The following is a 21,953-nucleotide window of genomic DNA, read 5'->3' on the forward strand; positions in this document are numbered from 1 at the left end:
GGCCAAACGTTGCGGGCCCGTGTCTGCCCGGCCACGCGGGATTTAAATAGCGGCCCATTTTGGAAAGCTGCGCCCGCGCCCTTGGCGGGTCGCCATCGGTGCCATCAGCGCGACCGACCAACCCCATAGATTTATAACTTCACGTTATAAGACGATAGACCAATTGTATTTCACTTGATCGTGGCCGTCCGCCATTGCGCCTTCACAAGAAAACACCGCCATGGTGGGGAGAGCAACGATGGCACGCCGCGTTTTGCGGCGGCATCCCTGGCTGCGCCTCCCCGGCGATGGTGATCAGGAGGTGCACATGAAGGGCTATCACGGGATCAAGCACAATCTGCTCGTCGGCACGGCGTTCGCCATGGGCGTGATGGGCTGGCACGGCGCGGCAGCCGCGCAGGCCACGCCAGCGCAGACAACGCCGCCTGCCGATCAAGCCGCGCCGGAAGCCAAGCCGCAGGAAATCGTGGTGACCGGCTCCTACCTCGGCAATATCCGCCAGGAGAACCGCGCCTCGCCCATTCTCGCAGTCGATAACGCCGCGATCGCGCGTACTGGTTCGTCCTCGATTGGCGACCTCACCCGCTTCATCCCGCAGAACGTGGGCAGCACCGGCGGCTTGCAGGATCTGTCAAAGGGCGGCGCGGATACGCGCGATACCCGTTCGGCCAACCTGCGCGGCCTGGGCGCCGGCTCCACGCTGGTGCTGCTCAACGGCCGCCGCGTGACCCCGCAGGCCGGTGACGATTATGTCAACCTCAACAGCCTGACGCCCGATATCGCCATCCAGCGGGTCGAGGTTCTGCTCGATGGTGCATCGTCCACTTATGGTGCCGATGCCGTGGCGGGCGTGTTCAACGTGTTGACCGACACCAAGTTCAACGGGTTCAAGACCAGCGCCCAGTTCACCAGCATTGCCGATTCCCCGGCGTGGAACGTGCAGGCCATGATGGGCGTGGGCAACGATCGCTTCCACACCGTGCTTTCGGCGTCCTACCGGTTTCAGGACAATCTCCAGAATTCCGATCGCGCCGTCACCAATTTCTTCAATCCCACCGCGGCCGGCTATCCGGGCAGCTATCTGCTGACCGGCCGGCCGCTCACCGCCACGGGCGGCCACGTTGTGATCAACGGCAACGATTACACCGCGCTCTATGATGCCAACAAGTCGGCCACGGGCACGCTCAAGGTGGTCGATCCCAATTGCGGGGCCGACGGCACCAATAGCGTCTATTCCCCCACTGGCGGCGCGGCCTTTGGCCTTGGCAACTGCCTCTACAATTTCCAGCCGAAGAACCCGATCCGCCCGCGTGCGCGCAGCGTCAATATCCACAACGACACCACGTTCGAAATCAACGACGCCAATACGCTGTTTGCTGAACTCAGCTATTACCACCAGGATTCCGAACGGTTCGGCGTGCCGTCTTATGCCCAGAACGCAGGCAACGCCACGATGCCGGCGTCCAACCCCTACAATCCCTTTGGCGTCGATGTGCTGTTCTATGGCCGCGCGATCGGGGCGCAGGGCTTTCCGGGCGGATACGAATATCGCGTGATGCGCGATACGGTGAACCAGCAGCACTACGTGCTCGGCGCGCGCGGCAATCTGGTCGGGCGGTGGAAGTACCTGGCGACGGCCACCTATTCCGCCTCGCAAACGATCGCCCGCGATCGCGATACCGATATGAACATGTTCCAGGCCGCGCTGCGCGGCTATGGCGGGCCGAACTGCAACACCAACTTCCTGGGTGGCGGCAGCGGCGCTGTGCCCGGCAAGGGCAGCTGCCTCTATTACAGCCCGTTCCAGGCCAACCTGTCGCAGATGGATCCGTCGCTGATCTACAATCTGCAAAGCGATGTCTTCACCGATTTCAAGCGTGAATACTATATCGCCGAAGCGGTGGTGAATGGCCCCCTGGCCAGCATTGCCGGGCACGAAATCAACGTGGCTCTTGGCGCGCAGTATCGCCGCGAGAAATCGATCACCAACTATTCCGACCTGCTGCTGTCGGGCTATGGCGGCTTCCTCGGCAAGCACCTCAACACCGCGTTCTCGCGCGAGGTGAAGAGCGTGTTCGCCGAAGCCAATTACCAGCCGATCGACAGCCTGACGCTTAATATGGCTGGCCGCTATGAAGATGCCGGTGGTTACAGCAAGGCCGTGCCCAAGGTGGCGGCCAACTGGCACCCGGTCGACTGGTTCTCGCTGCGCGGTTCCTACAGCAAGGCGTTCCAGGCGCCCTCGCTGGCCAACGGTTCCGCCTCGCTGATCGGCACCAACGTGGTCAACGTCACCGATCCGGTCGATGGCACCACTTCGTTCCGCACGATCCAGACCTACGGCAATCCCAACCTCAAGCCGCAGTCGTCCACTGTCTATAACCTGGGCGCCACCTTCGTGCCGACGCGCGGCGCGCGGTTCTCGATCGATTACTGGAAGTATCAGTTCAACAACCAGATTTCGACACAGAACCCGCAGCAGGTGGTCAACACCGCGCCCAACGGCGCCGCGGTACTGCGCGACCCACTGACCGGCACGCTGCAATCGGTGGTCGTCACCAGCTTCAATGCGCCCAGCGGCACCAAGACATCGGGCATCGACATTCAGGGCCAGTATGCGTTTGACGCTGGCCAACTGCATCTCACCTTGCGCGACACGCTGACCTATCTGCTGGCCTACGATGTCGACACCGGCATTCTGCGCCGCGATGCCAATGGCAACATCACCGGCTCGGTGGTCTATGATGGCGTGGGCTATCGCAACGCGTTCGTGCAGTCGCCCACCTCGTCCTCGGCCGCGCCGCGCTGGCGCAGCGTGGCTGGCATCGATGCCGGCTATGGCCCGCACACCCTGTCTTTGACCTGGCGCTATACCGCCGGCGTCAAGGATGACTATGGGCAAAGCCTCAACACCTCGGGCACCGGCGCCGTCGTGCCCGCCGTTACCACCAAGGTCAGCGCGTTTTCGGTGTTCGATGCGCAATACAGCCTGAACTTTGGCCACGACGATCGCTATGCGCTGACGCTGGGGATGATCAACATCTTCAACACCGCGCCCGGCTTTGCCAAGTACAACGGCTATCTGCCCTCGATCGCCGATCCGTTCGGGCGGCAGGTCTACGCCCGCATCGCGGCGCGCTTCTGATCGTGGGCGGCGGGTTTCCACACGTGGCGCCAGTGGCGGCAGGGGCCAAGCGCACCTGCCGGCTGGACGCCGGGCGTGGCGCCCGCCACCATGCGCCTGCTGCCCAGACCTATCGGCGGCTCCCTCTGGCGCACAGGTTCCGCATGGCCCGCACTCCCAGTCTTTCCACCCTGCGCCAGTTTCGCATACTGGCCCAGACGGCGAACTTCAGCCGCGCGGCCGAACTTGCTCATGTCTCGCAGCCGGCGCTCTCGCGCACCATCCGCCTGCTGGAAGAAGACCTTGGCGCGCGTCTGTTTGACCGCAACCGCCGCCATGTGTCGCTGACGCAGGCCGGCGAAGACCTGCTCCGCCTGACACAGCGCCTGATCGCCGATTTCGACGACGCATTTGATCTCCTGGGCCAGACGCTGTCGGGCCAGCGTGGCCGCATTGCCCTGGGCGTGCTGCCATCCTACGCCGTGGGCGATCTGCCCGCCGTGCTCAGCCGCTTTCGCGAGGCTTGGCCAGGCGTTGACGTGACCGTGCGCGAAGGACTGGCGGGCACCATCTATCAACAGCTGCGCGAGCGGCTGATCGATCTGGCGGTGATGACCCCACCTGATGACGCGGCTCAGGATTTCACCTTTCTGCCCTTGTTCACAGACCCTTGCGCCCTGGTCTGCCGCGCCGGGCACGCACCGGCCGATCCCGGCTGGCACAGCTTTGCCGATGCCCCGTTCATCGCGATGGCCCCCACCAGCAGCGTGCGCCAGATCACCGATGCCGCGTTTGCCCGCGCCGGCCTGGCGCCGCGGCCACTGTATGAATGCACGCAGCCCGCCACGCTGGGCGCCTTTATCGCCGCAGGCCTAGGCATCAGCGCGCTTCCGCTGTCCTGCCGGCCGATGGTTGGCGCGCACGATCTGGAATGGCACCTGCTGGATGACAGCGCCGCCGATCGCGTGATCGGCATTGCCCATCTTTCTGCGCGCAGCCCCTCGCCCGCGGCCCAGAACATGCTGCGCGTGCTCTCGGCCAAGGGGGCATGCTGATGCTGGCCGCTGCCGCTTTGCCGCCGGCTGCCCTGGCACTGGGCGCACTAGCCATCATCGGCGTCATGCTGGCCGTCATCCTGACGAACCGACTATCCCCGCTCGCAGCGATGATCCTGGTCCCGGTGATCGGCGCTGCGGCGCTGGGCCTGGGCGCCGGCGTGCCGGGCTGGATTCTGGCCGGCGTCACCAAGATTGCCCCGGTTGCCGGCATGTTCGTCTTTGCCATCCTGTTCTTCGGGGTGGTCAGCGACGCCGGCTTGCTGGCCCCGCTGGTCGGCGGGGTGCTCCGCCTGGTGGGACGCAAGCCATCGCGGATCACCATGGGCACCGCCTTGCTGGCCTTGCTGATCCATCTCGATGGCTCTGGCGCAGTGTGCTTCCTGATCACCGTGCCGGCGATGCTGCCACTCTACGATCAACTGGGCATGGACCGCCGCGTACTGGCGTGCTGCGCATCGCTTGCCGCAGGGGTCAATTTCCTGCCCTGGACCGGCCCGACGCTGCGCGCCAGCGCGGCGCTGCACATTCCCACGGTGCAGATCTTCACGCCGATGCTGCCGGTCCAGCTGGTTGGCCTGGTCTTCGTGTTCGGCGCGGCGTGGTGGATGGGCCGGCGGGAAGAACGCCGCCTCGCTGTCCTGCCCTTGGTACAAACCGGGCCGGAAGAGGCCGTGGCAACCGGCACGGGAACAGCCAGCCCCGCCGCCGATCCACTGCATCGCCCGCGCCTGTTCTGGCTCAACCTGGTCATCACGCTGGCGGTCATCGGCCTGATGGTCAGCGGCGTGGCCGAACCGGCCGTGATCTTCATGGTCGCCTTTGCCCTGGTGCTGACGATCAACTATCCCAATGCCGAGGAGCAGCGCGCCCGGATCGAGGCCCATGCCCGCCCGGCAATGATGATGGCCGGCGTGCTGTTTGCCGCTGGCGCGTTTACCGGCATCATGAACGGCGCGGGGCTGATCCACGCCCTGGCCCAATCGAGCGTGGCCCTGGTGCCGCCCGGCATGGGACGCAGCCTGCCACTGCTGGTGGCGGTCACCAGCATGCCGCTCAGCGTCGTATTCGATCCTGACAGCTTTTACTTCGGCGTGCTGCCCGTCGTCGCGCAAGTCGCCGGCCATTTTGGCGTGCCGCCCGTGCAGGTGGCGCAGGCAGCGCTGCTGGGCATGCATACCGTTGGCTTTCCGATCAGCCCATTGACCCCCGCAACATTCCTGGTCGCAGGCCTGAGCCGCATCGACCTCGGCGCGCATCAGCGTTTTGCCTTTCCCTGGCTGCTGGGCGCCACCCTGGTGATGACACTGGCCGCGCTGGCCATTGGCCTGATCGGCCTATGAGTGAGACATGCATGAAAACCATACGCATCGGTGCCGGTGCCGGCTTTGCCGGGGATCGGATCGAGCCGGCCGTTGAACTGGTCGAACAAGGCGAACTCGATTTCCTGTGCTTTGAATGCCTGGCCGAACGCACGATCGCGCTGGCGCAACTGGCGCGACAGCGCGACCCGGCCGCCGGCTATGATCCCCGGCTGGAGCGGCGCATGCGCGCCGTGCTGGGCCCGGCCATGGCGCGCGGTGTGCGCATCGTGTCCAACATGGGCGCGGCCAACCCGCTCGCCGCCATGGAAGCCGCGCTCGCCGTCGCGCGTGAGCAGGGCCTGACCGGCATCCGCATGGCGGCAGTGCTGGGTGACGATGTGCTGGCCAGCATTGCGGGCCAAGACCTCCCCCTGCTGGACCGCGCCGGATCGCTGTTGGATCTCAAGCCGATTTCGGCCAACGCCTATCTCGGCGCGTTTCCCATTGCCCAGGCCCTGGCCGAAGGGGCGCAAGTGATCTTCACCGGGCGGGTGTGCGACCCGGCGTTGTTTCTAGGGCCGATGATCCATGCATTCGGCTGGGCCGAAGACGATTGGGCGCGGCTCGCCGGCGGCACTGCCATCGGCCATCTGCTGGAATGCGCCGGCCAGTTGACCGGCGGCTATTTCGCCGATCCCGGCTACAACGATGTGCCGGGCCTGGCCCGCCTGGGCTTTCCGCTGGCCGAAGTGAACGAAGACGGCACGGCCATGCTCACCAAGGTGGCCGGCACGGGCGGACGACTCTCGCTCGCCAATGCGCGCGAACAGGCGATGTACGAAATCCTTGATCCAGCGCGCTACCTCCAGGCCGATGTGGTGGCAGACTTCACCACGCTGAACCTGGCCGAGGCCGGCGCCGATCGCATTGCCGTATCGGGCGCAACCGGCCACCCCCGCCCCGATAATCTCAAGGTATCGGTCGGCTATCGCGATGGCTTCATTGGCGAGGGGCAGATCAGCTATGCCGGGCCCGGCGCCGTGGCGCGCGGCCAGCTGGCGCTCGATATCGTGGCCGAGCGGGTGGCGATGCAGCGCCTGGCGGTGGACGATATCCGCTATGACCTGATCGGCGTGAATGCCGTCAATGCCACCGGCCGCGCGCCCGAGCCGGCCGAAGTGCGCGCGCGCGTTGCCGCCCGCTGCGCCGATCGCGCCACGGCCGCCGAAATCGGCGCCGAGGTTGAGGCGCTCTATCTCAATGGCCCGTCGGGTGGCGGGGGCGTGACGACCACCCTGCGCGAGGTGGTCGCGGTTGCGTCCATCCTCGTCCCGCGCGGCGCGGTTGCGCCCTCCATCGTTCATGGAGTGAGTTGATGCGACTTCGTGATCTGGCCCACGCCCGCACGGGTGACAAGGGTGATACCTCGCAGATCTGCGTGTTTGCCCGCGGCCCGGCGCAGTTCAGCCAGCTGGAGCGCGCGCTGACGACTGAGCGGGTTGCCGCCCATCTTGCCGCGCTGCGCCCGCGCCGGATCGAACGGTTCGTGCTGCCCAACCTTCAGGCCGTGAATTTCGTGCTGCATGGGGTGCTTTCGGGCGGCGTCACCCGCTCCCTCGCCCTCGATGCCCATGGCAAGACGCTGGGCGCGCAACTGCTGGATATGGAGATCGCCGATGCGTAGGATCTGCTTGCTGGGCGGGGCTGCCCTGCTCGCCCTGGCCACCAGCGCGCAGGCGCGGGTTACCGCCATCCATATCGAGACGCGCACCCCCGCACCCACCAAGTCGGGCGAGCGCCCCTACGAGATCATCACCGGGACATTCGATGGTGATATTTCGCCAACGCGCGATGCAATCATCACCGACATTGCCCAAGCCCCGCGCCAGGCCAACGTCCGCATCGGCTATAGCGCCACGTTTGCCATCGCCCGCCCCCTGGCGCACGGCAGCGGCGTGCTGTTCTACGATGTGCCCAACCGGGGCAATGGCAAAGTGGCCCCCGATGAAGATGGCCACATCCGCGTGATCAGCGGCTGGCAGGGTGACCTGGCGCCCGCACCCGGCCTGCAAACTGCCACCGTGCCCGTGGCCAAGGGCCTGACCGGGCCGGCGCTGGCCCGCGTGACCGATCTTTCCGGCAGCACCTGGGGCCTGACCGGTGGGATCGGCCGCCCCGTACCGCGCCCGCTTCCGGTCGATCTCGATCCCGCGCACGCCAGGCTCTATCGCCAGGCCAGCGACGCTGCGCCGCTAGAGCCGATTGCTCCCAGCCAATGGGCCTTTGCCGATTGCCGCACCACGCCGTTTCCCGGCACGCCCGATCCCGCGCGCATCTGCCTGAAGGGCGGCTTTGACCCGGCGCTTGCCTATACGCTGGTCTATCAGGCGCGCGATCCGCTGGTTCTGGGCATTGGCTTTGCCGCCACGCGCGATCTGGTCAGCTTCCTGCGCCATGCCGCGGCCGACGACCATGGCACGCCCAATCCGCTCGCGGGCCAGGTGCGCTGGAGCGTGGTCAGCGGCACCTCGCAATCGGGCAATTTCGTCAAGAGCTTCATCAACCTGGGCTTCAACCAGGATGAAGCGGGCCATCGCGTGTTCGACGGCGCCAATCCCAACATCGCGGCACGCCAGGTGCCGCTCAACCTGCGCTTCGCCGTGCCCGGTGGCGCGGCCACGCTATTCGAGCCGGGCAGCGAAGGCACCTTGTGGTGGAGCCGCTATGCCGATCGGGTGCGCGGCCGGGGCACGCACAGCCTGCTCGATCGCTGCACGGCAACGCAGACCTGCCCCAAGATCATGGAAACGTTCGGCTCCACCGAACTTTGGGGGCTGCGCCTATCCCCGGCGCTGGTCGGCACCGATGCCCGCGCCGATGTGCCAATCCCGGCCAATGTGCGACGCTATTACTTCCCTGGCGTGACCCATGGCGGTTCCTACACCGGCGGCATCTCGCTCGATGGTGACAAGCCCTGGCCCGGTGCGCCGGTCTGCGCGCTGCCCAACAATCCCAATCCATCGCTGCCGACGATGCGCGCGCTGATGAAGCGGCTGGTGGCATGGGTCAGCACTGGCCGCGCGCCGCCGCCCAGCCAGTATCCCACCCTGGCCCATGGCGATCTTGTCCCGCCCCATGCCGCCGCCATGCACTGGCCCGCCATCCCCGGCGCGCCGGTGCCGGACGGCAAGATGAACGATCTGCTCGATTACGATTACGGCCCCGGGTTCGACTATCCCGATCTGTCGGGCGTGATCACCCAGCAGCCGCCCGCCATTCGCCGCACTATCCCCTCGCTGGTGCCGCGCGTGGACCGCGATGGTAACGAGACCGGCGGCGGCGTCCCTTCGGTGCAGCATCTCGTGCCACTGGGCACCTATCTCGGCTGGAACGTGCTGGCCAAGGGATATGGCGCGGGCGGGCCCTGCGGCTTTGCCGGTGGGTTCATTCCCTTTGCCGCCACCAAGGCGGAACGCCTCGCCAAGGGCGATCCGCGCCTGTCGCTGGAAGAACGCTATGGCAGCCACGCCGGCTTTGTCGCGCGGGTCCGGTCCCTCGCGGCGCAACGCGTGCGGCAAGGCTGGCTGCTGCCCGACGATGCCGCCCGCCTTGTCGCCGAAGCGGAGGCCAGCGCGGTGCTGTCGTCAGCCTCGCGATAAACGTTGGCACAATTCCGCCCGCAAAAAGGCCCGGCCTGCCGTGTGGCAAGCCGGGCCTCTTGCTGCGCTCAGAACCCGATCAGAACGTCAGGCGCAGACGCGCGCCATAGGTGCGGGCGTCGTTGAGGAAGCGAATGTTGAGCGCGGAGCCCGCCAGTTCCTTTTGCGACGCCTGAACGTTAAGCAGGTTGCTGGCCCATGCCTCGATCCGCACGTTGTTGACCTGGTAACCTGCGCCCAGGTTCAGCGTGACAAAGCCGGGCTGACGGTCCGGGAAGCCGGCCTGGAGCGCGGTCTGGCGCGTGCCGTTCAGGAACACGACGTCCTTGTTGTTGAACTGCGTCAGGTAATAGGCCGAGCGATAGTTGGCCAGAACCTGCCAATCGAAGCGGCCACGGCCCACATCGATCCACTGCGCGATATGCGCGCTGACGTTGACCTTTGAGGCCAGCGGCAGCTGATTGCCGACCAGGCTGATTAGCGGCGACTTGCCACCCGCGCTGTTGTCCAGCGCGCGCACGTCCGCGACTTCGCCATTGGTGATGCGGGTATCGAGGTAAGCCGCATTCACGTCGACCGAGAAGTGGTAGGGCAGCGCCACGCGGAATTCGGCTTCGGCGCCGAACAGGCGCGAGGCGCCGATGTTGCGGTTGACCAGCGAATAGCCGTTGCAGACGTTGGGCGTCTGCGTGGTGTCGAGGTTGATGCAGGTCAGGTCCTGGAAGACCTGGTCCTTGTAGTCGTAATAGAAGCCGGTGAGGTTGAACACCGCGCGGCGGCCCATCACGTCAAACGTGTTGCGGCTGCCAACTTCGTACACGATCAGCTTTTCCGGACGATAGGTTTCCGGCACGGTCGAACCGTTGAAGCTGTCGTTGAAACCGCCCGCCTTGTGGCCGGTCGAAACCTTGCCATAGACCATGTGGCCGGTGCTCAGGTCATATTCGAAGCCAAGGCGCCAATCGGCATACTTGAATGCGGCGCTGCCCACCTGCTGGCCGGGGATGGTCAGGTTGGCATAGCTGAAACCGCCGTTGGTGTTGGTCGGGCAGGTGACAAAGCCGTTGTCGATATCAGGCCGGGTAAAGCAGTTGCCAGCCGGATTGGTGCCATTGGCAATGGCGCCGATCTGGTTGATCAGCGTATCACGCGCACCGGGCGAGGCGATGCCCTGGATCAGGAACTGCGCCATGCCCTGCGGGGTGTTGATCTTGGACACGTCGAAGTTCGGACGGCTGAGCAAGGCGGGCACAAAGCCTTCGGTACCAAGGCGCGTGGCGACACAGCAGGCATAGTTGGCACCGCCCAGCGTCAGCGCCCAGTTGCCGCCGATGCCATAGCGCGACTTGCTTTCCTCGGTGTAGCGGATGCCGCCCAGAACGCGCAGGCGATCAGCCACGTCATAGGTGCCATCGGCATAGAACGCATGGCTCTTGCCGCGCACGTCAGGCATCGTGAATTCGGTGCCCGAATAGCAGCAATAGCCGCGATCGGCGAGCGCGAGATAGCCAACCTGCTGGTCTTCGTTGAAATAGAACGCGCCCAGGTTCCAGCGGAAGCGCTGGCCCTTCTTGGCAAAAACGCGCAGTTCGAACACTTCGCTCTGCGACTTGGTTTGCCAGAAGTTGCCAGAGAAATTGTCGTACTGCTCGGTCGCCAGGTTGCGGCCGGGGTAATCGATGCCATCGCTCGACGCGTTGACCTGGTTGAAATCGACCGAGCGGTAGCTGCCGGTCAGTTCCATGCCCACCTTGTCGAAATCATAGGCAATCTTGCCCTGAACGCCCCACAGCTCGTTGGTCATCTTGCCCTGGAGCCCACGATAGACCACGCGGCGCAGGTCCAGGTCGCTGGCCGTCAGGCCAGTGGCTTCAACCGCGCTGTAGATGTTGGCGCCCGGATAGCCGGTGCCGGTTTCCTTGCCATAATCGCCGATGACCGAAATGGTCAGGCGGCTGGTCGGCTCCCACAGCATCGACAGGCGGCCGGCATAGTTCTCTTCCAGACCAGCGGGCTTGAGACCGATCGCTGGTGCGCCGGTCGAGACATTGCGGAAACCATAGTCGCGGTTGACGTAATAACCTGCCGCGCGGATCGCGAAGTTCGACGCGATCGGGATATTGACGGCGCCTTCGGCCGCATAGGAATTGCGGTTGCCGAATTCGGCCTGGATATAGCCGGAATAGCTGTCAAATTTGGGCTTGGCGGTGATGATGTTGAGCGTACCGGCCAGCGCATTGCGGCCATAGAGGGTGCCCTGCGGCCCCTTGTTCACTTCCACCCGTTCAAGGTCATAGAACATCAGACCCAGGCCGCGCGGGCGCGGAATGTAGGTGCCGTTGAGGTGCGGCGCAGCGCCGGGATCGCCCAGTTCGGTGTTGTTGGCCGAGCCGACGCCGCGGATGAAGATTTCGACATTGCCTTCCTGGTTGGCAATGCTCAGCCCCGGTACGGCCTGCTGCAACTGGCGCAGTTCGACGATGCCGTCCTTGCGCAGCTGGTCCGAACCCAGCGCCTGGACGACGCCGGAAACGTCCTGCAGGTTCTGCTCGCGGCGGTTGGCGGTGACGATGATGTCGCCCGGACCATCCTTGGGCTGCGCTGCCGCTGCCGGCTTGGCGGCCGACTGATCAGCGGGCGCTTCCTGCGCAAGGGCCGGCGCTGCTGCGCAAGTCGAAAGCAGCGCCAGCACCATGCTGCGCTTCCAAATTCCCCTGTTCATGTATTCCTCTCCTGACTGGATGGCGATTGAATGAAATGTCGATTGGTTCATGGGTCTTGGACCGGTGCCGCGCCGCTTCCTTGCGCGGCGCGGTCAGTTGCAGGTCAGCACTGGCCCGACCGGCGATACGATCCGCGCTGACGATAGCGTGACGGTCATCGCGCCACTGGTGGACAGCGCGATCGGCACGGTCACCTTGCTCATGTCCACGCCGGCCTTTTCAAAGCAGTGCAGCGGAATGGCGAGGCGCGACCACTGGCCAGCCTGCACCGCTTTGAACACGCTGCCGACCGGGAAGCCGCCGCCGCACTTTTCACCGCTGCATTGCATCAGCAGGTTCACATCGGCGGAGGGCGCCGCATCGACGCGGAATTCCAGCTCGACGGCGAGACCGCCATTGCTCTCGCGCGTCAGATTGACCGGGGCATCCCCGGCAATCGCCGCCATGGCGGGACCGGCGCCGGTCCAGTGCAGCCGTACTGAATCCTCTTGCGCATGGTGATCGGCGGGGCGCGCATCGATCAATTCCGGGCCAGGATTGGTGGACAGCGCCCCGGGCGCCCCCAGCAGCAACTGGCGCCCCGCCCCCGGTCGCCCGGCGGCGTACAGGACGCCGGGATCAGCCGCCGCGACCGTAGCGCGCGCTTCGGGCAGCGGTGCCAGATCGCCGGGCTGACCATATTTCAGGCCAAAGCCATAGGGGAACAGCGGATTGTAATCCTTGTCACCCACGTTGACGGCGGTCTGGTCGCTCGAACGCGGCCAGCTATAGGGCAAGGTGCCGCGAAAATCGGCCTTGCCGAACAATACGTCGGCAATGCCGCCGCCTTCGGAACCCGGCAGCCATGCCGCGACAAAGGCATCAGCGGCATTGAGGAACGGATTTACCCACATCGCCCGGCCCGACAGGAACACCGCCACCGTCGGCACGCCGGCGCCCTTGAGGCGGCGCAGCAGGGCCAGGCTGCGTGCATCGTCAAAGCCGACATCGGGGCGATCGCCCTGGAATTCGGCATAGGGGTCTTCGCCAAAGACCACGATCGCCACGTCAGGCTTTTTGGTAAAGCTGCCGTCGGCCGAAAGCGTGGCCGAACCGCCAGCCGCCTTTACCTCTTCGGCAATGCCGGACCAGATCGATTGGGCATGCGGGAAATCGGCCGGCTTGGTTCCGGTTCCCTGCCAGCTCAAGGTCCAGCCGCCGGTCTGCTTGGTCAGGTTATCGGCGCCATCGCCCGCCACCAGCACGTTGGACATGGGCTTCAAGGGCAGCAACTGGCCCGCGTTCTTGAGCAGCACCAGGGATTCCCGCACGGCCTGGCGGGCCACGGCGCGATGCTCCGCGCTGCCCAACAGGTCGAACTGGCCGCCAAAGGGCCGGCTCGAGGGCTTGCCCGCCTCGAACAGGCCAGCACGCAGCTTCACGCGCAGAATGCGCCGCACGGCATCGTCGAGCCGCGCCATGGGCAGCGAGCCATCGCGCGCATGGGCCAGCGTGCTTTGCCACAGCGCTTTCCAACTGTCGGGCGCCATGTACATATCGAGGCCGGCCTTGGCGGCCTGAACGCAATCGGTGGCGGTGCAGCCGCTCACCTGGGCATGGCCGTTCCAATCGCCCACCAGTAAGCCGTCAAAGCCCCAGCGCTGCTTCATCACCCCGGTCAGCAGCGACTGATTGCCGTGCATCTTGGTGCCGTTCCAGCTGGAAAAGCTGACCATGACCGACTGCACCCCGGCATTGAGCGCGGGAATGTAGGGCGCACTGAAGGTGTTGATCAGGCCAGCCTCGGAAATCCGCGTGTCGCCCTGGTCCTTGCCGCCATAGGTGCCGCCATCGCCCAGAAAATGCTTGGCCGTGGCGATAATGTGCGGGCCGCGCAGCCAGTCCTTGTCACCGATCTTGCCCTGCAGCCCTTCGATCAGCGGAGCAGCATAGGAGGCGGCAATTTCCGGCGCCTCGCCAAAGCCTTCATAGGTGCGGCCCCAGCGATCATCGCGCACGATCGCCAGCGTCGGGGCGAAAGTCCAGTCCAGCCCGGTAACGCGCATTTCCTTGGCCGTGACCGCGCCGATGCTGCGCAGCAATTCCGGGTCGCGCGCGGCGCCCAGGCCAATGTTGTGCGGGAAAAGCGTTGCGCCGACCACGTTGTTGTGGCCGTGGACGGCATCGCTACCCCACATGATGGGAATGCGCGGCAGGTTGCCGCTGGGCGCCATCGACGCTTCGTAAAACGCATCGGCCAGCGCCAGCCAGTCCTTGGCCGGCGCGTTGTAGCGCCCGCCCGGATCGGAATTGCCGCCGTTCAACACCGAACCAAGATGATAGCGGCGCACGTCGTCGGGCGTGGTGCTGGCAATGTCGCCCTGCACGATCTGCCCGACTTTCTGTTCCAGCGACATGGCAGCGAGCAATTGGTCGATTCGCTTTTCCATCGCCGGGTCTGGCGCAATGCGCTGCTCACGCTTTGGCCATAGTTCCGGATGGGCCACGCCGGCGCCGTCCGTGGCCGCTGCCTGTTGCGCATGGGCGGCCGGCACGAGTGCCGCAACCATCGCCACAGATGCCATACGCAGCGCCAAGCCCTTGCGTCCCCTCACTCCCATGAAACCCCTCCTGATGTCGTACCGGCCCTGCTGCACGGAACTGACAACGTTTACCGTCTTCCTGACAACGTTTACCGGCGGACATCGACAGAAGTCAAGAGACCCGCTAAGAAACCCGTCGCTCCCAAAGGTACCGATTGGACAGCAGCAGCACGGAGGCCCACATTTCCAGGCGTACGACGATCATCGATGTGGCCAAGATGTCCGGCGTTTCGCCCAAAACGGTCTCTCGCGCACTCAATGACGAACCGCATGTCAGCGCGCGCGTCCGGCAACTGGTCAAGGATGCGGCCGCCAAGCTCGACTATCACCCGAATCTGACCGCGCAGAGCCTGATCGCACGGCGTAGCTTCCTGATCGGGCTGACCTATGAACGGCCGAGCCCGAGCTACGTCGTCGATCTGCAGAACGGCGCGCTGGATCGGATGCACAACGGGCGTTACCGGCTGGTGGTGCTGCCGTTCAACCACGCGTCGGAACGGCCAGAGGAACTGGGCAAACTGCTGTTACGCACGGGCTTGGACGGCGTGCTCTTGGCGCCGCCAGCCTGCGATCAAATCGAACTGCTCGACCTGCTTGATCGCCAAGGGTTGCCCTACGCGCGGATCACCCCGCAAAAGGATCTTGCACGCGGGATCGTCATCACCATGGATGAAGTCGCCGCCGGCCAGGCCGTGGCGTCACACGTGCTGGACATGGGCCACAGCCGCGTGGGGATCATCCTGGGTGACCCGGCGCACGCCGCCAGCCTCGCCCGCCTGGAGGGGTATCGCCGCGCCTTTGCCGAGCACGGCAAAATCCTGGACGAGAACCTGATCGTCACCGGCGATTTCACGTACGCTGTGGGCTATGATGCAGCGCTCGATCTCTTGCGGCGCGATCCGGCACCGACTGCGATTCTGGCGCAGAACGACGACATGGCCGCCGCCGCACTCGCGGCCGCGCGCGCGCTGGGGCTTGCGGTGCCCGATGACCTGTCGATCGCCGGATTTGACGATTCGGAAGTGTCGCGCACCGCTTGGCCGCAATTGACCACGGTGCATCAACCCGTCAGCGCGATGGCCTGGGATGCGGCCGACCGGCTGATCGCCCGGCTCGATGCCACGCACGAAGGCCCCGCTCTCGACCAGCGCCACGAGCATGCCCATGCGCTGCTGGTGCGCGGCTCAACCGCGCCACCGCCTGCTCACCAAGAGTAGCCCCACTTCCACGCCCCGCGCGCCTATTCCACGCCGGGGCGCGCCAGCGTAATCAGCTCGCGGGCCTGCTGCGCAAACCACGCGCCGGCTGCCGGCGCAACCATGCCCCGTTCGGGATCGCCCGGCCCGGCGGTGCCACGATAGCACTGGCCATCGGATTCACCGGGAATCTTGATCCACAGGAACGCGTCGATGTACGGATCGTCGCTGGCCAGGGTCGGCCGGCGGCCCAGCCCGCGTTCGGGCGGGTTGCACCACACCTCTGCATCGCGATAGTGCCCGGGCTTGGGCACCCATCCGCCCTGGCCATTGCGGCTGGTATCGAGCACGGCATGCTTTTGCGCCTGCGGATCGCGTTTCAGGTGCAGGCGCCAGAACAAGGTATCATAGGCGGCGTCCACATCCGCCCAGGCGCCCGGATAGTCGCGCGCGCCGGTGATCGGCGTGCCAGGGCACTCGCGCGGGCTGAGGCCCCCTTGCGAGACCAACGCCATGCAGTCGCTGACCCAGCGGGCGTACCGCTTGAGCCGGGTATCGCTCTCATAGTTCGACACGTTGAGGAAGAACCCCCGCGCCTTGCCTGCGTCGGCCATCAGGAGGCGCGCGGCAATTTCGCCGGGGGCCAGCCAGCTGCTGCCGCCACCGTCCATGTAGAGCTGCACACCCGGCAAGGCCGAAAGCACTGCCGAAGCATCGCGCAATTGGCGATAGCGTTCGACCGTTGCCTTGGCATCCATGCCAGCCGGCCGGCAGCTTTCCGGCTGCCCATTCAACGTGATGTTCCACGGGATTACGCCCAAGCCGTCCGGCTCGAGGATGACGATGGCACGGCCGCTGCCGATGCCTGCGGCCAGACCGCGAATCCACGCAGCATAGGCCGCGCTGTCTGCTGCCCCGCCGGCGGAATAGAGCGCGCAGTCCCGGAAGGGAATGTTGTACGCCACCAACACCGGGATTGCGCCCTTTGCGGCGGCGTCGCCCACCAGTTTGTGCGCCTCTGCCTGCACCTCTTCGGGGGTGCCGCTGGTCAGCCAAGTGCCAGTGGGGAACCGCGCGATCAGGCGCGCGTCCTGCTCCGCCTGGCCGGTCAGCCCCTTGGCCGCACGGACAACCGTGCTGTCGGGATTGACGTAGAGCGGCTGGTTCGAACCATGCGCCATGGTGCTGCCACCCAGCACCATGGCAAGCGAGGCAGCAAGCAGCGCCCGCGCGCCGATCCTTTGGGCGCGGCGGCGAAGAGAGGCATTGGAGTGGAAACCCATGTCTGCTCCGATAAACGAGGTCATGGCCGAGTGATACAAACCTAACGCACGACTGACAACGTTTTCCGTCACACTTTAGCCAGGTACATTGGGCTCGATGTTGCGCAGCAAATCCCCGGTCGTCGCCGTTACCGGCAGACTGACGAAGCCGCGCTTTCGCTGTTGCCTGCGCGTGCATGCGGCCATTGCGGATAGGGGCACAGCAGGCGGGTGCGCCCTGGCCACGGGCTGTCCTCACCGGCCGTGGCGGTGATCGCCTGCGGCGCAATACCCTTTTCGCGCCAAGCGACCAGCGACAAGAAGATATCGAACCGATCGGTTGCCGGGCCACCGCGCCCGTGGTTCATGCCCGGAACCGCGTAAAAACGGATGAAGCGTGCAGAGTTGCCGTGCTCATGCCTGTCCACTGCGGACAGCCAGCGGATCGTATCGAGCACCGAAAACACCGGATCGCTGACACCGTGGAACACGATGATCTTGCCGCCACGCCGATAGAACGGCGAAAGATCGGTTGCGTCAGCATGCATGAAATCCACCGGCGCTTCGTGCAATGTACCCCATTTGACATGCGCTGCGCGATAGGCCTCGTCAATGTCTGCGCTCAGCGCATAGCGGGTCAGCGAGGTGACATCGGCCGCTACGTCGAGCGGCGGCGAGCGGAAGACTGCCGAATTGGTAGGCGCGCCCAGGCGCAGCAAGGCGCCGTTGTTGATGGGTGAGGCATAACCCCCCATTTTCCAGATCCGCCAACCCTGCGTCACGCCATGGGCCGTGGCTGCACCAATGCCGGCATCCCACGCCCATTCAGAATAGATCGGCTTGCCATCACGGGTGCGCGGCCCACCCATCACCTTGCGCAGCGCCGCAACCTGCATCGGCAGCAGGCACGCGGCAGTCTTGCGTGCCGGATCGTCGCTTGGGCAGGTGATCTTGGCCAGTTCGGGCACGACTCGCGCCGTGGTGCATGCGGTAAAATGCTCGATCATGCCATCGCTGCGCCCGTCGAGCGCATCGCAGGCCTTGAGAATAGCGCCCTGCGCCAAGAGAATGTCCTGATCGCTCATCGCCTTGTTGATGAGCGGCAGGCCGTCGCTACCCACCTGCCCCATGGCCTTGGCCACGGTGGCAAATGCCTGGCCATCCCACAGCTGTGCGATGGACGCATGGGCCAGATGAAAGCCCGGATACCCGATCAGCGCGGCATCGAATTCCTGCGGGAAACGCTGCACCGCCATCATCGCTTCCTGGCCGCCCTTGGAGCCGCCAACGAAATAGGTGAACGCTGGCGCGCGGCGATAATAGGCCTGGATCAAGGCCTTGCCCGCCTGCACCACCGGGCCGATGTAGCCAAAGCCATAGTTGTGCCGCGCCAGCGCGTCATGGCCGAACGTCGCGATACCCTGGCGCGCCGGATCGTTGTTGACCGCGTTATCATGCCCGGAATCTGACGAAACGACGGCATAGCCCTGTGCCAATGCGGTCACGCCCGGCTGGCTGGAAAAGCCGCCCGTCGCATCGCCCAGGTTGCCATCAGACCCACCGCCGCCCTGGAACACAAAGCGGCCGTTCCACGCGGCGGGCAGGCGCATGTGAAACTTGATCGCATAGATTTGCCCATTGGCACCCGCGCGTTCCTGTAGTTTGCCAATCACTTCGCAATGCGCCGGCATTGCCGGGATTGCAGCAGCCGGGCGGGCGCCATCCGCCACCGGCATCTCCTGTGCCGTTGCCGCACGAAAGACGGCCAGCGACAGCGTGGTGGATGCATCGGGAAACGTGACTTTGGCCAAGGCGGCACAGTCCTGTGCGGAAGGGGCCTGTGCGGAAGGGGCCTGTGCGGAAGGGGCCTGTGCGGAAGGGGCCTGTGCGGAAGGGGCCTGCGTGGACTGGGCCTGTGCCGCACGCGCCGGGCCGATCCCGGCGAGCAGAATTGCCAAGGTCAACGGGGCCATCGCCAGATTGTGCTTCATCGCCACTCCTTTGCTCGGTGCTTGATCGCCATCGCGTTATGATAAATAACATGCCCTGTGCGGGGCAAATTCCGCCGCTCCGCTTGCCCAGGCGGCATCAGATCGAGATGAATATTTCCATGGACAATCCGTTTCTCGCCTATCCCGGCTATCTTCTGCGCCGCGCCGCCAGCAGCCGCCTGGCCCAATTGGCGCAACATCTCGAGCCAATGGGCGTGGGCGTATCGGAAGCCTCGATCCTGGTGCTGATCGGCCGCAATCCAGGACTGTCACAAGCCGAATGCGGGCGCCTGCTGTCGATCAAGCGCCCCAACCTCAACCCGATCATCCGCCGCTTTGTGGAACGGGGACTGGTCGTGACCGGGCCGGGCCGCGGCCGCATCCAGACTTTGCACCTCAGCCCAGCCGGAACAAACCTGGCCGAACGCATCGTGGCAGAATTTTCCGCCCATGAAGCGCGCATCTATGCCGCGGTGCCAGAGCATCTCAAGGCCGAACTGGTGCCTTTGCTGCGGGCATTGTGGTGCCCGCCATAATGCTTTCCCGGCAGGGCAAGCGCCCCGCCGGGAAGAGACGCACCATCAGAACGTCTTGCTGAAGCGCACGCCATATTCGCGCGGCGCGCCATAGAGTTCGTTCTTGCCGTTCTGCCCGGCGACATAGAACTTGTTGGCCAGGTTGGTGCCATAGACCTCGGCCTTGAAGCCCCCCATGTCGAGCGTGATGCTGCCCTGGAGCAACCCGCGCGCCGCGATCAGGTCGGTAGCCGCCTGATAGGTGGGATAGGCCCACTGCGACCCGATGTAGGCATAGCCCAGGCGCGGGGTCAGCGTGCGTTCACCACCCAGGTCGATGCGATAGGCGGCCGACACGTTCCACGTCCACTTCGGGCTGTAGAGGTTCGGCCCGCCCGACGTGCTCGTGATCACATAGTTGAAGCAGCCGTTGCCGACCGTGCCCGGCGTGCCTGCCGGATTGCACTGCGGCGTGCTTACACCAGCCGGGATCGCCCACTTGTTGACGAGCGAGAGCGCGCTGAGCGAACTGTCGACGAACGACAGGCCACCATCCACCGACAGGGCATCGAACTTGCCCTGGAAGCTGGCCTCAAACCCCTTGATGTCGGAGTTGGCGAGATTGACCACGCCGCTCTGGCCCGACAGCGGATTGATCACGTCCATCTGGAAGTTGTTATACTTCATGTAGAACGCGCCGATCTGCGTCTTCAACCGGCGATCGAAGAAGCTGGATTTCCAGCCCGCTTCATAGTCCCACACCGTTTCCGGGCGAAAGCTGCCGCCCGGCGGGTTGATGCCGCCATTCTTGTAACCGCGCGCGGCAAAGACAAACAGCAGGTTGTCGGCATCGGGCTTGAAGTTTAGCGCGAGCTTGCCGGTCATGCGGCCATCGCCCTCGTTACCGGTCTGCGGCACCAGCACCGAGGCACCTACCGGCGGCACCGTCATCACCTGGGTGATGGTGGAGCCCGGCGCGGCGCGATAGACCGCGCCAAAGCCATCAACGTGGAAATGCGAATAGCGCAAACCGGCATCGACCGAGAACTTGGGCGCCAACTGATAGCTGGCCTGCCCGAATACGCCCAGCAACACCTTGTTGGTCATCGGCTGGGGCAGTGTGGTGAACGCGCCGTTGGTGCTGTTCCAGTTGCGCAGATCAATCTTGTTGCGCTGCGCATAGCCGCCCAGCACATACTTGAATGCGCCGCTGTCGGGCGAGATGATGTTGATTTCCTGGCTGTAAACGCGCTCGCGCACGTTGTTGGCGCCAACCACCTGGTTCTGCACCTTGCCCAGCGCAGCCAGCGCGGGATAGCTGGCCCAGTTGGTGGGGTTGATCGAGGTGGCGTCGGTTTCCGACACAGCCGCCAGGCGCTTGTTCTGATAGGCCGTGACCGAGCGCAGCGTCAGCCCGCCATCGAACTGGTACTTCGCTTCCAGCATCGTGGTGAAGGCACGCTCGAAGTTGGCGACCGGCGAGTCATAGCTCACCGTCCAGGGCGTGTTGGTGCGGCCCACGACATAGGGATTGTTGGCCAGCGTGGTGTTGATCGGCTGCAGCGCAAAACCGCCGGTGCGACGCTGCACCGCCTCAACCTTCAAGTTGGCCTGAAACCCGCCAAGCTTCCACAGCGCCTGCACACGACCATCGATTTCGTTGAGCCGTTCTGGCTGGTTCTTGGCCGGCCCGATATCCTTGAACCAGGCATCATGGCGATTGAACAGACCAGAAGCACGGATGGCGAAGTTATCACCCACCGGCAGGTTCAGCGCGCCGTTGATGCCGGCATTGTTGTAATTGCCGTAATTGGCGCTGGCATTGCCACCCAGCTTGCCCAGCTGCGGACGCTGCGTGGTGAGGTAGACGGCGCCACCGGTGGAGTTGGCACCCGACAGCGTGCCCTGCGGCCCGCGCAGCACTTCCGCGCCAGCCATGTCGTAGAACTGCCCGTTTGACACGATCGGGGTCTGGAACACGCCATCGATATAGGTGGCGACGCCGTTGGTTACCTGCGGCGAAGCGGAAGCAAGCCCGATGCCGCGAATGTTGAAGCTGTCGGTGATGCCGGAACGCGAAATGGTGATGCCGGGCGCGGCGGTCTGCAAATCCAGCGCACGGGTCACGCGCTTTTCGGTCAGGGCGTCGCCCGAAAGTGCCGTCACGGCGATGTTAACGCTCTGCACGCTTTCACGACGGCGCTGCGCGGTGACGACGATGTCCTTGACGTCGGGATCGCTCGGGGCAGCGGAAGCCGGCGCAGCGGCTGGCTGCTCCGGCGCGTCGGCAGCGAACGCCGGGATCGCGCAAAGGGCCGAGGTGCCCAGCAAAGCGCACGCCAGCCAAGGTTTCACTCGATATGCAGTCATTTTCCCTCTCCAAACCTGCAACGCATTTCGCGCCATCAAGTTATGTTATATAACATATTATAGTGATGATCCAGAGGCTCATTGGAGCGCCCGCAAGAGATTTTCAGCTGTGGCTGCTTGGCAACACCGTCGAAAGCCAGCCTCAGCTGACTGGGGGAGCAGGCTTGGCGAT

General features: G+C 65.0%; 13 protein-coding genes. 8 read left to right on the plus strand and 5 right to left on the minus strand.

Annotated features, from left to right (window positions below):
- Positions 1-238: 238 nt before the first annotated feature.
- The 6 genes from C8K14_RS18995 (at position 239) to C8K14_RS19020 (ending at position 9,142) form a co-directional block, all read left to right on the plus strand.
- On the plus strand, positions 239-3,145 hold the full coding sequence (locus tag C8K14_RS18995) for a TonB-dependent siderophore receptor (protein WP_158271963.1): 2,907 nt from the start codon (positions 239-241) through the stop codon (positions 3,143-3,145).
- Positions 3,146-3,288: 143 nt separating this feature from the next.
- Positions 3,289-4,179: a LysR family transcriptional regulator gene (locus C8K14_RS19000; protein ID WP_133726876.1), complete on the plus strand. Its 891-nt coding sequence runs from the start codon at positions 3,289-3,291 to the stop codon at positions 4,177-4,179.
- Positions 4,179-5,522 carry a CitMHS family transporter gene (locus C8K14_RS19005; protein WP_107718436.1) on the plus strand — a complete coding sequence of 448 codons (1,344 nt, stop codon included), beginning with the start codon at positions 4,179-4,181 and terminating at the stop codon, positions 5,520-5,522. Before C8K14_RS19000 ends, C8K14_RS19005 begins: the two co-directional genes overlap by 1 nt.
- Positions 5,523-5,533: 11 nt before the next feature.
- On the plus strand, positions 5,534-6,859 hold the full coding sequence (locus C8K14_RS19010) for an acyclic terpene utilization AtuA family protein (RefSeq protein ID WP_107718357.1): 1,326 nt from the start codon (positions 5,534-5,536) through the stop codon (positions 6,857-6,859).
- Positions 6,859-7,167, plus strand: a complete 309-nt coding sequence (locus tag C8K14_RS19015; protein ID WP_022676568.1) for a hypothetical protein — start codon at positions 6,859-6,861, stop codon at positions 7,165-7,167. The genes C8K14_RS19010 and C8K14_RS19015 overlap by 1 nt, the downstream gene beginning before the upstream one ends.
- Positions 7,160-9,142 (plus strand): alpha/beta hydrolase domain-containing protein, encoded by a 1,983-nt coding sequence (locus C8K14_RS19020; protein WP_133726877.1) that lies wholly within the window; start codon positions 7,160-7,162, stop codon positions 9,140-9,142. The genes C8K14_RS19015 and C8K14_RS19020 overlap by 8 nt, the downstream gene beginning before the upstream one ends.
- A gap of 79 nt (positions 9,143-9,221) precedes the next feature.
- On the opposite strand, the gene C8K14_RS19025 is transcribed toward C8K14_RS19020, so the two are convergent.
- Both C8K14_RS19025 and C8K14_RS19030 read right to left on the minus strand, forming a co-directional pair.
- On the minus strand, positions 9,222-11,864 hold the full coding sequence (locus C8K14_RS19025) for a TonB-dependent receptor (RefSeq protein WP_107718360.1): 2,643 nt from the start codon (positions 11,862-11,864) through the stop codon (positions 9,222-9,224).
- Positions 11,865-11,957: 93 nt separating this feature from the next.
- Entirely contained in the window at positions 11,958-14,414 is a 2,457-nt protein-coding gene (locus C8K14_RS19030; RefSeq protein ID WP_233251152.1) for an exo 1,3/1,4-beta-D-glucan glucohydrolase, read from the minus strand.
- Between the two features lie 242 nt (positions 14,415-14,656).
- On the opposite strand from C8K14_RS19030, the gene C8K14_RS19035 reads away from it, so the two are divergent.
- On the plus strand, positions 14,657-15,664 hold the full coding sequence (locus C8K14_RS19035; protein ID WP_255420079.1) for a LacI family DNA-binding transcriptional regulator: 1,008 nt from the start codon (positions 14,657-14,659) through the stop codon (positions 15,662-15,664).
- A gap of 23 nt (positions 15,665-15,687) precedes the next feature.
- Here C8K14_RS19035 and C8K14_RS19040 read toward each other — a convergent pair whose 3' ends face one another.
- Both C8K14_RS19040 and C8K14_RS19045 read right to left on the minus strand, forming a co-directional pair.
- Positions 15,688-16,950: a glycoside hydrolase family 6 protein gene (locus tag C8K14_RS19040; RefSeq protein ID WP_233251153.1), complete on the minus strand. Its 1,263-nt coding sequence runs from the start codon at positions 16,948-16,950 to the stop codon at positions 15,688-15,690.
- Positions 16,951-17,054: 104 nt separating this feature from the next.
- Entirely contained in the window at positions 17,055-18,896 is a 1,842-nt protein-coding gene (locus tag C8K14_RS19045; protein WP_133726878.1) for a tannase/feruloyl esterase family alpha/beta hydrolase, read from the minus strand.
- Positions 18,897-19,015: 119 nt separating this feature from the next.
- Between C8K14_RS19045 and C8K14_RS19050 the strand changes: the two genes are divergently transcribed.
- Positions 19,016-19,432 carry a MarR family winged helix-turn-helix transcriptional regulator gene (locus C8K14_RS19050; protein ID WP_158271964.1) on the plus strand — a complete coding sequence of 139 codons (417 nt, stop codon included), beginning with the start codon at positions 19,016-19,018 and terminating at the stop codon, positions 19,430-19,432.
- A 45-nt stretch (positions 19,433-19,477) separates the two neighbouring features.
- On the opposite strand, the gene C8K14_RS19055 is transcribed toward C8K14_RS19050, so the two are convergent.
- A complete protein-coding gene (locus tag C8K14_RS19055; RefSeq protein WP_158271965.1) occupies positions 19,478-21,781 on the minus strand; it encodes a TonB-dependent receptor in 2,304 nt (767 codons plus the stop codon).
- Between the last annotated feature and the right edge of the window lie 172 nt (positions 21,782-21,953).

This window comes from Novosphingobium sp. GV079, from assembly GCF_003058045.1.
GTDB lineage: Bacteria > Pseudomonadota > Alphaproteobacteria > Sphingomonadales > Sphingomonadaceae > Novosphingobium > Novosphingobium capsulatum.